11 protein-coding genes are annotated in these 13,285 nt (G+C 61.2%); 8 read left to right on the top strand and 3 right to left on the bottom strand.

Annotation, left to right across the window (positions count from 1 at the left end; genetic code table 11):
* From PQQ95_RS17775 to PQQ95_RS17760, 4 genes are all read left to right on the top strand, one after another.
* A partial coding sequence (locus PQQ95_RS17775) for an NAD(P)-dependent oxidoreductase (RefSeq protein WP_408438705.1) occupies window positions 1-563 on the top strand: 563 nt, incomplete at its 5' end.
* Between the two features lie 136 nt (window positions 564-699).
* Entirely contained in the window at window positions 700-2,292 is a 1,593-nt protein-coding gene (locus tag PQQ95_RS17770; protein ID WP_408438703.1) for an ABC-F family ATPase, read from the top strand.
* A 312-nt stretch (window positions 2,293-2,604) separates the two neighbouring features.
* Complete coding sequence (locus PQQ95_RS17765; RefSeq protein WP_408438701.1) at window positions 2,605-3,795, top strand: NAD(P)H-dependent flavin oxidoreductase; 1,191 nt, start codon at window positions 2,605-2,607, stop codon at window positions 3,793-3,795.
* 70 nt (window positions 3,796-3,865) lie between these two features.
* Window positions 3,866-4,522 (top strand): OmpW/AlkL family protein, encoded by a 657-nt coding sequence (locus PQQ95_RS17760; protein ID WP_408438699.1) that lies wholly within the window; start codon window positions 3,866-3,868, stop codon window positions 4,520-4,522.
* 149 nt (window positions 4,523-4,671) lie between these two features.
* Here PQQ95_RS17760 and PQQ95_RS17755 read toward each other — a convergent pair whose 3' ends face one another.
* The 3 genes from PQQ95_RS17755 to PQQ95_RS17745 form a co-directional block, all read right to left on the bottom strand.
* Entirely contained in the window at window positions 4,672-4,875 is a 204-nt protein-coding gene (locus tag PQQ95_RS17755) for a DUF1289 domain-containing protein (protein ID WP_028199276.1), read from the bottom strand.
* Between the two features lie 138 nt (window positions 4,876-5,013).
* Window positions 5,014-6,360, bottom strand: coding sequence for a phospholipase A (locus PQQ95_RS17750; RefSeq protein WP_408438698.1), 1,347 nt, complete (start codon window positions 6,358-6,360; stop codon window positions 5,014-5,016).
* 330 nt (window positions 6,361-6,690) lie between these two features.
* Window positions 6,691-7,995, bottom strand: coding sequence for an Nramp family divalent metal transporter (locus tag PQQ95_RS17745; RefSeq protein ID WP_408438696.1), 1,305 nt, complete (start codon window positions 7,993-7,995; stop codon window positions 6,691-6,693).
* A gap of 509 nt (window positions 7,996-8,504) precedes the next feature.
* Here PQQ95_RS17745 and PQQ95_RS17740 point away from each other — a divergent pair.
* The 4 genes from PQQ95_RS17740 (at window position 8,505) to PQQ95_RS17725 (ending at window position 12,608) form a co-directional block, all read left to right on the top strand.
* Complete coding sequence (locus PQQ95_RS17740; protein WP_408438694.1) at window positions 8,505-9,605, top strand: polyamine ABC transporter substrate-binding protein; 1,101 nt, start codon at window positions 8,505-8,507, stop codon at window positions 9,603-9,605.
* A gap of 92 nt (window positions 9,606-9,697) precedes the next feature.
* Window positions 9,698-10,864: an ABC transporter ATP-binding protein gene (locus PQQ95_RS17735; RefSeq protein WP_408438692.1), complete on the top strand. Its 1,167-nt coding sequence runs from the start codon at window positions 9,698-9,700 to the stop codon at window positions 10,862-10,864.
* Window positions 10,861-11,790: an ABC transporter permease subunit gene (locus PQQ95_RS17730; protein ID WP_408438690.1), complete on the top strand. Its 930-nt coding sequence runs from the start codon at window positions 10,861-10,863 to the stop codon at window positions 11,788-11,790. Before PQQ95_RS17735 ends, PQQ95_RS17730 begins: the two co-directional genes overlap by 4 nt.
* Window positions 11,790-12,608 carry an ABC transporter permease subunit gene (locus PQQ95_RS17725; protein WP_408438688.1) on the top strand — a complete coding sequence of 273 codons (819 nt, stop codon included), beginning with the start codon at window positions 11,790-11,792 and terminating at the stop codon, window positions 12,606-12,608. The genes PQQ95_RS17730 and PQQ95_RS17725 overlap by 1 nt, the downstream gene beginning before the upstream one ends.
* Window positions 12,609-13,285: the final 677 nt, after the last annotated feature.

The following is a 13,285-nucleotide window of genomic DNA, read 5'->3' as shown; positions in this document are numbered from 1 at the left end:
CAGGCACAGGCACAGGCACCAAAGGCGTCGGCTGGATCGACGCGCCGGTATCCGGCGGCGTAGCGGGCGCGACGGCGGGCACGCTGGCGATCATGGCGGGCGGCGCCGCAGCGGACGTCGAGGCGGTCACACCGCTCCTCGGCGCGTATTCAGCCCGCGTTACGCACATGGGCGCGGTCGGTGCGGGGCAAACCGCCAAGCTCTGCAATCAGGCCATCGTCACCGCGACCCTGGCGGCGATCGCCGAGGCGGTGAGCCTCGCGCAACGCAGCGGCATCGATGCCGCCAAACTGACGGAAGGCCTCGCCGGCGGTTGGGCCGATTCGGTGCTGCTGCAGATTTTCGTGCCGCGCATGACGCAAAGCGGCCTTGCGCCGATCGGCGCATTCCGTACGTTCCAGAAGGACATCGACACGGTCGCCGCGACGGCCTACGAGACGGGCACGCCGATGCCGGTTTCGTCCACGGTTCAGCAACTGCTGCGACTCGGCGCGGCGATGGGGCTGGGCGAGGCCGATCTGTCGGCCTTCATCGACGTTTTACAGACGCAGCGCGGCGGCTAGAACGCACGCGGGGAGACGCAGACCGGGCGTGAAGGCAGCGTAAAAGCGCACGGGCGCGGCGCTCGCGTGGGTCGAATTCGCGATAACCTGCTAAAATATTGGGTTGTTCGCCGATATCACATTCAAAGGACGCGCCGTGCTGTCTACCGCCAATATCACCATGCAATTCGGGCCAAAGCCCCTCTTCGAGAACATCTCGGTCAAATTCGGGGGAGGGAACCGCTATGGCCTGATTGGTGCGAACGGCTGCGGCAAGTCCACGTTCATGAAGATCCTGGGCGGCGATCTGGAACCGAGCTCCGGCAACGTGATGCTCGAACCGAATGTGCGTCTGGGCAAGCTGCGTCAGGACCAGTTCGCATACGAAGACGTGCGCGTGCTCGACGTCGTGATGATGGGCCACGCCGAAATGTGGGCCGCGATGACCGAGCGCGACGCGATCTACGCGAACCCCGAGGCAACGGACGACGACTACATGCACGCCGCCGAACTCGAAGCAAAGTTCGCGGAGTACGACGGCTACACCGCCGAAGCGCGCGCGGGCGAACTGCTGCTCGGCATCGGCATCGCGATCGACGACCACAATGGCCCGATGAGCAACGTCGCACCGGGCTGGAAACTGCGGGTGCTGCTCGCGCAGGCGCTGTTCTCGAAGCCGGACGTGCTGCTGCTGGACGAGCCGACCAACAACCTGGACATCAACTCGATCCGTTGGCTGGAAGACATTCTCAACCAGTACAACTCGACGATGATCATCATCTCGCACGATCGTCACTTTTTGAACCAGGTCTGCACGCACATGGCCGACATGGACTTCGGCACGCTGAAGGTCTATCCGGGCAATTACGACGACTACATGCTGGCCAGCACGCAGGCGCGCGAGCGTCAGCAGAGCGCCAACGCCAAGGCGAAGGAACGTGTCGCCGACCTGCAGGACTTCGTGCGCCGCTTCTCGGCGAACAAGTCGAAGGCGCGTCAGGCTACCAGCCGTTTGAAGATGATCGACAAGATCAAGATCGAGGAATTCAAGCCGTCGTCGCGGCAGAATCCGTTTATCCGCTTCGAATACGAGAAGAAGCTGCACAACATCGCCGTGGTGGCGGAGAAGATCTCGAAGAAGTACGAACGCGCGATCTTCAACGATTTCAGCATTAGCGTGCAGCCGGGCGAGCGTATCGCGATCATCGGCGAGAACGGCGCGGGTAAGACCACGCTGCTGCGCTCGCTGCTCGGCGCGCTCACGCTCGACCACGGCACGGTGAAGTGGGCTGAAAACGCGAATGTCGGTTACATGCCGCAGGATACGTACGAAGAGTTTCCGAACGACGTCACGCTGATGGACTGGATCGACGGCTACCGCCAGGAAGGTGACGACGAGCAGATGGTGCGCGGCACGCTCGGCCGTCTGCTGTTCAATGCCGACGACATCCGCAAGTCGGTCAAGGTGCTCTCCGGTGGTGAGAAGGGCCGCATGATCTGGGGCAAGCTGATGCTGGGCCGCCACAATGTGTTGCTGATGGACGAGCCGACCAACCACATGGACATGGAGTCGATTGAATCGCTGCAGATCGCGCTCGACAAGTACGACGGCACGCTGATTTTCGTGTCGCACGACCGTGAGTTCGTGAGCGGCCTCGCGAACCGGATCATCGAAGTGAAGACCAACGGCACGTTGAACGACTTCGGCGGCAACTACGAAGAGTTCCTGACGAGCCAGGGCGTGCAGTGAGTCCCGCGCGGTTCGTGGCGTAGCGCCAAGCAAAGCCCGCTTCGTCGAAGCGGGCTTTTTTCATGGATGTGTGTCTCGCGATCCGGTTCCGGTTCCAGTTCCGGTTCCGGCGTGTCCAACCACTGCAACCCGCAGACCAACAGACTAGCAAGCGCCGCGACGGAAGAACCATCAATCTCACCGTGAAGTGACCCGCATCAACCAGGCAGATCTAAAACCAGACCCGCAAGCGGACTCATTGACCCAAAGCAATGCCGGCCGCGCCCGACGATCGATTATCAGCGTTTCGATAGTTCATCCATCGGGTCGTCAATGCTTACCTCTCACTCTTTCCCACCACTCGTTATCCGTGGCCGCTCGTTGCTTCCGATCGTGCAAGGCGGCATGGGCGTCGGCATCTCGGCCCATCGGCTGGCCGGCAGCGTCGCACGCGAGGGCGCGCTCGGCACCATCGCCAGCATTGACCTGCGGCATCATCATCACGATCTGATCGAACTTTGCCGGCAATCCCCTGATCGGGCCACGCTTGAACAGGCGAACCTCGCCGCGCTGGCCCGTGAAATCCACGCTGCCCAAGCGCTCGCCGAAGGCCGCGGTATGGTTGCCGTCAACGTGATGAAGGCAGTCAACGCGCAGGCAGAGTATGTGCGCGTCGCCTGCGAAAACGGCGCCGATGCGATCGTCATGGGTGCTGGCTTGCCGCTCGATTTGCCGGACATGACTCAGGGGCACGATATCGCGCTGATTCCAATTCTGTCGGATAGTCGTGGCGTCTCGCTGGTGTTGAAGAAGTGGATGAAAAAGGGCCGTCTCCCCGACGCCGTCGTGATCGAACATCCGGCCCACGCGGGCGGCCATCTCGGCGTGAGCAACCTCGCCGACCTGGACGACCCGCGCTTCGATTTCCTGCGTGTGCTCGAGGAACTCGATGCGGTATTCACGTCGCTTGGTTTGCGTCGCCAGGACGTGCCTTTGATCGTCGCAGGCGGCATCAATAGTCACGAAGCCGTGCGCGAGTTGCTGAGCGCCGGTGCCAGCGGCGTACAACTCGGTACGCCGTTCGCCGTTACCGAAGAAGGTGACGCCCATCCGAACTTCAAGCGCGTATTGGCCGAAGCGACGCCCGACGACATCGTCGAGTTTGTCAGCGTGACGGGGTTGCCCGCGCGAGCCGTGAAAACACCGTGGCTGATGCGCTATCTGCGTCACGAAACAAAAATCCGCGAGAAGATCGGTGCCCTCAAACACGTCTGTCCGACCGCGCTCGAATGTCTCAGCGTGTGTGGGTGGCGCGACGGTGTCGAGAAGTTCGGCCATTTCTGCATCGACACACGACTCGCCGCAGCATTGCGCGGCGACGTGGCCAATGGCCTGTTCTTTCGCGGCCGCGAAGCCTTGCCGTTTGGCTCGGCCATTCGCAGCGTCCACGACCTGATCGAACTGCTGCTGACCGGCTCGACGCGACCCGCTGTCGCAGGGCGATGGGCGTTCTCGCTGGGTTGACACGGGTCAACATACAGCCTGACAAGACCTTCGACAATCCCCGTACGCAAACAAACACTCGGGGAAGCATATGAAGTACTCGCTCAGGAACAGAATCAAGTCCGCCGTCGTCGCGTCATGCCTGCTAGGCGCGGGTGCACTGGCTTCGCCGGCGCAGGCTGCGGGCGACGACTCGATGAACGGCATTCACGCCGGCGACGTGCTGGTGCGTCTGCGCGCAATCAGCATCATGCCGAGCGTGGAGACTAACCAGACGCTGTCGGCGCTCAATGTGGGCGTCAACAATGCCACCGTGCCGGAACTGGATCTGACCTACATGATCCGCGATTACCTCGGCGTCGAGCTGATTCTCGGCACCTCGCGCCATCAGTTGACGTCGAGCCTCGGCAATCTCGGCGGCGTGAACGTATTACCGCCCACGCTGCTGCTGCAATATCACTTCAACCACGCGGGGCGTATTCGTCCGTACGTCGGTGCGGGTATGAACTACACGTTGTTCTATAACAATGGCCTGAACGCAGGCGGCCAGTCGATCTCGATCAACAATCACAGCTTCGGCCCCGCGTTACAGGCAGGCGTAGACGTGCAAGTGACCAAGTCGCTGTTCGTCAATGCGGACATCAAGAAAATCTGGATGCACACCGACGCAACGCTCGGCGGTCAGCCGCTCGGCCGGTTGAATATCGATCCGATCGTGGTCGGTTTGGGTGTCGGTATGCGGTTCTGATTGCCGCGCTAGAGAAACTGCGCTCGTCATGCAAAAACGCCGGAATTTCCGGCGTTTTTTTTGCAATCCCAATCTCAACCGGGAGGCGGGTTTTCCGGCAGACGCATCAAAGCGGGCGGCTGCCGCGTGCGGCGGCTACAGGGTACCGGCTACAGTTTGTCGTTCTTGAAGCGCATGGCGGTGCCGTCCTGCTCGATGCGCACCCACACGGCGCGCTTTTCCTCGTCACTCAGGAACACCCAGTTGGACACCTCGGTGGCGGTGCGGCCGCAGCCTTTGCAGACCTCGTCGAAAAGCGTGGAACAGACACCGATGCACGGGCTGTCGGGAAGATCGTGAAGATTCGAAGCCATCGGAAACCTTGGGGCGGAGAAGCGAAGTTCCGCTATGTTAACCGATGCAGCGATTGCCCTCGGGCGTCGCGCAGACCGTGGCACGGATACATGCACGGTTGGCAGTATCCGTTGCCGGCTTCGCCGCGATCCTCTCCCTTAGCGCGCAATGCTGTACCCGATTCGCGCCATCCAGTGTTGCCGGTTGTTGTAGTCGAGCAGGTCTTCGCCATAACCGTTGAAGTATCCCACCCAGATATAACCGCCCCATTTGCTGCCGAGCAATCTGGCGAGCGGATAGGTGAATTGCGAATCGATGCTGCCGTACCAGTGCTTGGTGCCTTTGCGCAGCGTGGTCGCGAGTTGCCAGCCGTCCGGGCTGCCGTATTTGACCAGCAGATCGACGTAGCCGCGATAGTCGGCGATATCGGGGTTGTTGCTCGTGCCGATGTAGTAATAGATTTTCGGCGAGACGGTCAGGTGGTTGCCCGTCAGATCGCCGAATTCCCAGGTCGGGCGGATAAAGGGCATGTTGATGCTGCGCGAGTCCGTGCCTGCCTTGCCGTTCGATTCATGTGCGATGCCCGCCGCAAAGCCCATGCGTGTGAAAAACGGGCTGTGCCATCCCGTGTCGGGCACGTAGTAGAACAACTGCGGTGAGTAGGTGGTGTCGCGGAACGGCCGTGAATCGGCGGACAGATCCCAGATCGAGGTCTGCGTGTAGGCGAAGTACAGATTGTCGAGGAAAGCCTTCGAGCGCAGGTCGTCCGGCATCAGGATGCGGTATTTGAAGCTCAATTGCAGCCGGGCGTTCGTGTCGCCATTGTGGCCGGCCGCGAAGTACATCGGCTCGTAGTAGGAGACGTGCGAGAGCACACCGCGTCCGGTGGTGGAGAGCGAGTCGCCGGGAGGCGACATCGCATCGCCCGTTGGGCCGTCGACAGCCGCGGCCGTTTCGGCGGCCTGTCCCGGTGTGCTTGCCTGGCTTTCCGCCTGTTCTGCCTGAGCGATGGCGTCCTGCTGCGGCCCGCGATTGATCGCGACGAGCGCCGGCGACGCGTCGAAGCCCACCGGATCGATGCGCACTTCGCCTCGTGCCGATTGCGGCCAGGGCGCCGAGAAACGCACTTTGCGGAACTGACCCGGCCGCAGATGCAGCGTGTCGGGCACGCCGGGCTCGCGCTGTAATTCGAGCGGCTGCGGTGACTGTTCGGCGCCGTTCACGGTTACGCGGATAGTCGGCGGAACGGTGAGGGTGAGGGCCTTGGCGTCGTCGGCGGAATAGAGCAGCGTGATTTGCAGCGGCTCGTTAGCTGCGGCGACGCGCGCGGGTTGCAGCATCGCGACCGTCGCGCGGGCCTCGTCAGAGAACGTAGCGAAGGCGGCAATAACGGTGATGGCGGCGAGCGTGGACAGCAGCGTGGCGCATGAAATGCGCGGAATGGCGTGGCGACTTGGGGATGATGGGTTAGCAGCGAGGCGGGCAAGCGAAGCGTGAATGTGCATGGGCTGTCGTCCAGGGAGCAGAAGCGCGAGCGAGACGGCGGGGCAATGGCGTCGAATGAGGACGTATGCCGGCGCCAGGCTCGGACGCGTAAAGCGGCGCAAAAAGGCGCAAAAAATGGCGCAAAACCGGCTTGAGGAACCGCCGGCAAAACGGCAGAAAAAATCGGTCCGAAAACAGCCGCCGCACAAAAACGGAAGCCACCGCGAACGGCACGTCAAATCCGGCTCGGCGCCGTGAGTGGCGTCGCATGCCGTCGGGAACGACTAAGAGGATACTTACAAACCGGCTTCATCGGCAAACGGAATGCAAGGAGCGGCCGAAAAACCGCGTCATGCGCCGAACGCCAACTGCCATAACAACGCGCCGTTCAGCGCCACGATGAACGCCGCCGACAGCCACGCCAGCGCCAGTGGCACGCCGCGCACGTGCCAGCCACGCATCAGGCTGGCATCCGACGTGTAGCGGATCAGCGGCACGACCGCGAGCGGCAATTGCAGGCTCAGCACGACCTGACTCGCCACCAGCAGTTGATTGGAGCCGTGCTGACCGAACAGCGCGACCGCCAGCAGCGCCGGTCCGATGGCCAGCGCCCGGGTAAGCAGCGCACGCTTCCAGCGCGGCAACCGCAGGCGCAGAAAGCCCTCCATGACCGCCTGACCGGCCAGCGTGCCCGTGACGGTTGCGCTCAAGCCGCACGCGAGCAGCGCCGCCGCGAACAGGATGCCGGCCCAGCGTGTGCCGAGGAGCGGGGCGATCAGCCGGTGGGCGTCGGCGAGATCGGTGACGTCGCGATGGCCGCTCGCGTAGAACACTGCAGCCGCCACGATCAGCAGCGCCGCGTTGATCACGAAGGCAAATGCCAACGAAGCGAAGGTGTCCAGATTCACGACCTGCAACGCGGCCTTGATCTGGGCGTCGCTGCCGTCCGGCGCGTGGTGCTTGACGAGCGCGGAGTGCAGATACAGGTTATGCGGCATCACCGTTGCACCGACGATGCCCGCCGCCAGCCACACCATGCCCACGTTGCGCAACAGGTCGAGGCTCGGCGCGGTGCCGGCCAGCGCGGCATGCCAGTCGGGCCGCGCCAGCGCCAGTTCGATGACGAAGCACAGGCCGACAAAGCCGATCAGCGCCGCGATCACCGCCTCGAGCTTGCGGCCGCCTTTCTGCTGGAGCGCCAGCAACGTGAAGGTGCAAACCGCCGACATCAGCACGCCGACCGTCAGCGACACGCCCAGCAGGAGTTGCAACGCAACGGCGCTGCCCACCACTTCGGCGACGTCGCACGCGATGATCGCGACCTCGCTGGTGAGCCACAGAAAGAGCGTGACGCGGCGGCTTGAGCGCTCGCGGCAGATTTGCGCAAGGTCGCGTCCGGTCACGACACCCAGCCGTGACGACAGCCACTGCAGCAGCATCGCCATCAGGCTCGCCAGCAGCACCATGTTCAGCAGCCGGTAGCCATAGCCTGCGCCGGCGCCGAGCGCCGTCGCCCAATTGCCCGGGTCGATATAGCCGACCGCGATCAGCGCCCCGGCGCCGACGAACGAAAACCAGTGCGCAGGGCGTGCCGCCCCGCTTTCCGGCAGACGCCGGCGGCGGTTCGGTCGCCATGTGGACGGATTTGTGTTCATCGACGCCTGTCTGGAGGTTTAGGGCTGCACGCGCCCGCAAGTGACGTGCCCGTAGCAAACCCGGCACGCGACGCAGCGAGCTCAAGGCATGCCCGCGCGGTCTTCAAGTCTCTTTGCACTATTGTGCACCGTGGCGCGACGGGTGGCTTACGCTCGAATCGAGGTTAGCCCGAGCTTAGCCGTAAGGCATAAGATCCGCGGAAAGCAACCTTCGGCTAGCACCCCGATGAGAACCAGGTAGGGCGTGGCCGCCGCAAGTTGACAACGAGATAACAGCAGGGTCGCCGCTGGTGTTTTTTTAGGGTAGACACGCGCCGATAACCCGCTAAAATTGCGCCCATTTTGTAGCGGCGCGGCTTGCGCTGTACCGTTTGCGCGACAGCCCAGCATTTTTTTTGGAGCGCGCAATAATTAATGGTAGTTTTCGGATTTTTCAGGGGAGCCGCGTGCGGTCTGCCGCGGCGTGGTTGAAGACAGCTGGCTCAAGCCGGTCAGGATCGGAGAACGGGATGAAAAGACGGGTAGTGGGACACGTGGCGGCACTGGTTCTGTGCGCGACACCGTGGTTGACGGCGGTTGCGAAAGACACGCAGCTCAACGTGTATAACTGGTCCGATTACATCGCCAAGGACACCATTCCGAACTTCACCAAGCAGTCCGGTGTTCAGGTCAAATACGACAACTACGACAGCGACGACACGCTGCAAGCCAAGCTCCTCACCGGCAATTCCGGCTACGACATTGTCGTGCCGACCAGCAATTACGCCGGCAAGCAGATCGCCGCGGGCATCTTCGCGCCGCTCGACAAATCGAAGCTGCCGAACCTGAAGTATCTCGATCCTTCGCTGATGGCCCTCGTGGCCGGCGCCGATCCGGGCAACAAGTACACGGTACCCTGGGCATACGGCACAACCGGCCTCGGCTACAACGTGACCAAGGCGCAGCAGCTCCTCGGCAAGAACGTGCCGCTCGACAGCTGGGACGTCCTTTTCAAGCCGGAAAACATTTCGAAGCTGAAGGCCTGCGGCGTGTCCGTGCTCGACGCGCCGGACCAGATGTTCGCCGCCGCACTTCACTACATCGGCCGCGACCCGATGAGCACGAACCCGGCCGACTATCGCGCCGCGCTCGAGATGATGAAGAAGATTCGTCCGTACATCACGCAGTTCAACTCGTCGGGCTATATCAATGATCTGGTCGGCGGCGACGTGTGCTTCGCGTATGGCTGGTCGGGCGACGTCGTGATCGCCAAGCATCGCGCGGTCGAGGCGAAGAAGGCCTACAAGATCGAGTATTACATTCCGAAGGGCGGCGCGCCGGTGTGGTTCGACGTAATGGCGATTCCGAAGGACGCGAAGAACAAGGACGCCGCGCTCGAGTGGATCAACTACATCGAAACGCCGCAGGTTCACGCCGCGATCACCAACGCCGTCTACTATCCGAGCGCCAACCTCGAAGCGCGCAAGTACGTGGACAAGGACGTGGCGAACGACCCGGCCGTGTACCCGTCGCCGGAAGTCATCAAGACGCTGTTCCTGTTGAAGCCGTTGCCGCCGGAAATCCAGCGGCTGCAGACGCGGCTTTGGACCGAATTCAAGTCTGGCCGCTGATTCGCGGCCAGCGTGAACGGGTAAGTATCATCATGAAGCCCTCGGTGTCCACCGGGGGCTTTGTTCGTCAAACGCCGGAGTAAAGCATTGTGATGAGTAGTGACCAGTCGGGCGCGCTGGCAGGGGCCGCCGTGCCGTCCCCGGGCCTGAATGCCGAAGCAGGCGATGCAGCGGAGAACTTCGTCCAGATCGTCGACGTCGTGAAGAAGTTCGGCGAGACCGCTGCGGTCAAAGGGGTCAACCTGTCGGTGAAAAAGGGCGAGCTGTTCGCGTTGCTCGGCAGTTCCGGCTGCGGCAAGTCGACCTTGCTGCGCATGCTGGCCGGCCTCGAGTCGATCACGTCGGGCAAGATATTGATCGACGGCGAAGACCTCGCGCAATTGCCGCCGTATCGCCGGCCGGTCAACATGATGTTCCAGTCATACGCGCTGTTTCCGCACATGACGGTCGAGGCCAACGTCGCCTTCGGCCTGAAGCAGGAAGGCGTGCCGAAGGCTGAACTCAAAGACCGCGTGCAGACCGCGCTCGACCTCGTGCAGATGGGGCGTTTTGCGAAGCGCAAGCCGCATCAGCTCTCCGGCGGCCAGCAGCAGCGTGTGGCGCTTGCGCGCTCGCTCGTCAAGCGGCCGAAGCTGTTGTTGCTCGACGAGCCGATGTCCGCGCTCGACAAGCAGATCCGCCAGCGCACGCAGATCGAACTGGTCAACATTCTCGACAAGGTCGGCGTGACCTGCATGATGGTGACGCACGATCAGGAAGAGGCGATGACCATGGCGGACCGTCTTGCCGTGATGAGCGAAGGCGAGATCGTCCAGCTCGGCACGCCGCACGAGGTGTACGAATATCCGAACTGCCGTTTTTCGGCGGAGTTTATCGGCTCGACCAATCTATTCGACGGCAACGTCGTGGAAGACGAACCCGATCACGTGTTTATCGAAACGCCCGATCTGCCGGTGCGCCTCTACGTGAGCCACGGCATCACCGGCCCGCTCGGCATGCCGGTAACGATCTCAGTGCGGCCCGAGCGCATCGCGCTCACGCGCAAGCCGCCTGAGGGCGCGTACAACTGGGGCAAGGGCGTCGTCACGAATATCGCTTACATGGGCGGCTATTCGCTCTATCACGTGAAGCTCGACGCCGGCAAAACGGTGATCGCCAACGTGACGAGCCTTGCCTTGACGGAAATCGATCCGCCGACCTGGGGTGACGAAGTGTATGTGCGCTGGAGTGCATCGGCCGGCGTGGTGTTGACGTCATGAAGCGCGCAATCAGTTCTCTCGCCGCGTGGCCAGTGCGCCGTTTCAACCTGACGGGCCGCACCGCGGTGGTGGCCGGGCCGTTCATCTGGCTGCTGCTGTTTTTCCTCGTGCCGTTCCTGCTGGTCGTGAAGATCAGCTTTGCCGATTTGCAGCTTGGCATTCCGCCCTATACGGAACTCGCCACGTACACGGATGGTGTGATTCACGTCGCGCTGGACCTGTCGCACTATGCGTTTCTGCTGACCGACAGCCTGTATTTCGCCACCTATGTGAATTCGGTGGTGGTCGCGGCGATATCCACCTTGCTGTGTTTGCTGATCGGTTATCCGATGGCGTATTACATTGCACGATCGAATCCGGCGAGCCGCAATCTGCTGATGATGGCGGTGATGCTGCCGTTCTGGACGTCGTTCCTGATTCGCGTGTATGCATGGATCGGAATCCTGAAGAACAACGGCTTGCTGAACAACTTCCTGATGTCGACCGGACTGATCCATACGCCGATCGAGTTGTATCACACGAACACCGCGGTTTATATCGGCATGGTGTATTCGTATCTGCCGTTCCTCGTGATGCCGTTGTACGCGCATCTGGTGAAGATGGACATGACCTTGCTGGAAGCGGCCTACGATCTCGGTGCGAAACCGTGGCGGGCATTCTGGCAGATCACGTTGCCGTTGTCGAAGAACGGCATTATTGCCGGATGTTTGCTGGTGTTCATTCCGGCGGTTGGCGAGTACGTGATTCCGGAATTGCTCGGCGGCGCGAACACGCTGATGATTGGGCGCGTGATGTGGAATGAGTTTTTCGACAATGCCGATTGGCCGATGGCATCTGCCGTGACGTGTGCGATGGTGTTGTTGTTATTGGTGCCGATGGCGTTTTTCCAGTACGCGCAGGCGAAGGCGATGGAGGAACGACGCTGATGAAGCCGAACCGGATTTTGCAGTTCATTGCCTTGGGGATCGGGTTTCTGTTTCTTTACATTCCGATCGTGAGTCTGATTGTGTATTCGTTCAACGAATCGCAACTGGTCACGGTGTGGACGCGGTTTTCTACGCGCTGGTACGCGGCGCTGTTGCAGGACGGCGAGTTGATTGCGGCGGCGTGGTTGTCGTTGCGCGTGGCGCTGTTGACGGCGTTTGCTTCGGTGATTATCGGCACGTGGGCCGGATTTGTTCTGGCCCGGATGGGGCGGTTTCGTGGGTTTACGCTCTATACCGGGATGATCAATGCGCCGCTGGTGATTCCCGAGGTGATTCAGGGGATTTCGCTGCTGCTGTTGTTCATTGAAATGGCCAAGTGGTTGGGGTGGCCTGCCGGGCGTGGCGTTTTCACGATCTGGATCGGGCACGTGATGTTGTGTATTTCTTATGTGGCTATCATCGTGCAGTCGCGTGTGAAGGAGTTGAATCCTTCTCTTGAGGAGGCTGCGCTGGATCTTGGGGCGACGCCGTTCAAGGTGTTTTTCTTTATTACGTTGCCGTTGATTTCGCAGGCGCTTGTTTCTGGGTGGTTGTTGTCGTTTACCTTGTCTATCGACGATCTGGTTTTGTCGGCGTTTTTGTCGGGGCCTGGGTCGACGACGCTGCCGCTGGTTGTTTTCTCCCGGGTGCGGCTTGGGTTGAATCCTGAAATGAATGCGTTGGCTACGTTGTTTATTGCTGTTGTTACTGTTGGGGTTGTTTTGGCTAATTATTTTATGCAGCGGGCTGAGAGGAAGAGGGCGGTGATGGCTGTATAAGGGGGTGGCCTGTTCGGCGAGGTTTTTTTGTGGGGTTTGGGTTTGTTGAAAATTTTTTTTGCCTGCGCGGCGCTTATTGGCTGTTTGCCTTGGGTGTTGGCCTTTTCTTGAATTGCTAGTGGTCTATTAGCGTTTGCCCCTGTGCGGGGCGGCACTTACTTTCTTTGCCGCCGCAAAGAAAGATAAGCAAAGAAAGCGGCTCACACCGCTAATGCTAAGTGGGCACCGTGGTCCGCCGCGGGTAGTGGTGCATCTGGAATCTGTGTTCTCGCGCATTCGGCGTTAGTGACAAGGGCGTCATACTTCCGGCGGCGCTGCGCGCGCCGAAGCGTACTTCATAAAACCAATCACCGTATTTTGGTGCTCGTGTCTGGCCCGAGACGGTGATTGGAGTACACCCACCTGGTGTTTGAATTGGGGTTCCTGGAGGGGGGCGGAGGTGCGTCGCCGAGGCCCGATCAAGTCCAGGCTAATACAGATAAACCAGGTAACGATATTTCCAAATCCCCGAGATGCTCTGGCATTCAATGCATCGCCGAGTCCCCGCCCCCCAAACGAAGCCCCTGATTTCCCAGGCAGACCCATCCGCGACGCACGCAGTGCGAAGTGGGAGCTGATGATGGCTTTGTCACTGCGGCTGAATGTGCGAGAACACAGATTCCAGATGCACCACTACC

This window comes from Paraburkholderia caffeinilytica (genome assembly GCF_046030355.1).
Classification (GTDB): domain Bacteria; phylum Pseudomonadota; class Gammaproteobacteria; order Burkholderiales; family Burkholderiaceae; genus Paraburkholderia; species Paraburkholderia caffeinilytica_B.
The sequence above is the reverse complement of the archived record's forward strand: the minus strand, read 5'-3'. Positions and strand labels throughout refer to the sequence as shown.

What these genes read in the sequence shown, in the direction of transcription:
- PQQ95_RS17765 (WP_408438701.1), top strand. Translation starts at nt 2,605, where the DNA reads ATGCTTACCTCTCACTCTTTCCCACCACTCGTTATCCGTGGCCGCTCG.
- PQQ95_RS17760 (WP_408438699.1), top strand. Translation starts at nt 3,866, where the DNA reads ATGAAGTACTCGCTCAGGAACAGAATCAAGTCCGCCGTCGTCGCGTCA.
- PQQ95_RS17755 (WP_028199276.1), bottom strand. Translation starts at nt 4,875, where the DNA reads ATGGCTTCGAATCTTCACGATCTTCCCGACAGCCCGTGCATCGGTGTC.
- PQQ95_RS17750 (WP_408438698.1), bottom strand. Translation starts at nt 6,360, where the DNA reads ATGCACATTCACGCTTCGCTTGCCCGCCTCGCTGCTAACCCATCATCC.
- PQQ95_RS17745 (WP_408438696.1), bottom strand. Translation starts at nt 7,995, where the DNA reads ATGAACACAAATCCGTCCACATGGCGACCGAACCGCCGCCGGCGTCTG.
- PQQ95_RS17740 (WP_408438694.1), top strand. Translation starts at nt 8,505, where the DNA reads ATGAAAAGACGGGTAGTGGGACACGTGGCGGCACTGGTTCTGTGCGCG.
- PQQ95_RS17735 (WP_408438692.1), top strand. Translation starts at nt 9,698, where the DNA reads ATGAGTAGTGACCAGTCGGGCGCGCTGGCAGGGGCCGCCGTGCCGTCC.
- PQQ95_RS17730 (WP_408438690.1), top strand. Translation starts at nt 10,861, where the DNA reads ATGAAGCGCGCAATCAGTTCTCTCGCCGCGTGGCCAGTGCGCCGTTTC.
- PQQ95_RS17725 (WP_408438688.1), top strand. Translation starts at nt 11,790, where the DNA reads ATGAAGCCGAACCGGATTTTGCAGTTCATTGCCTTGGGGATCGGGTTT.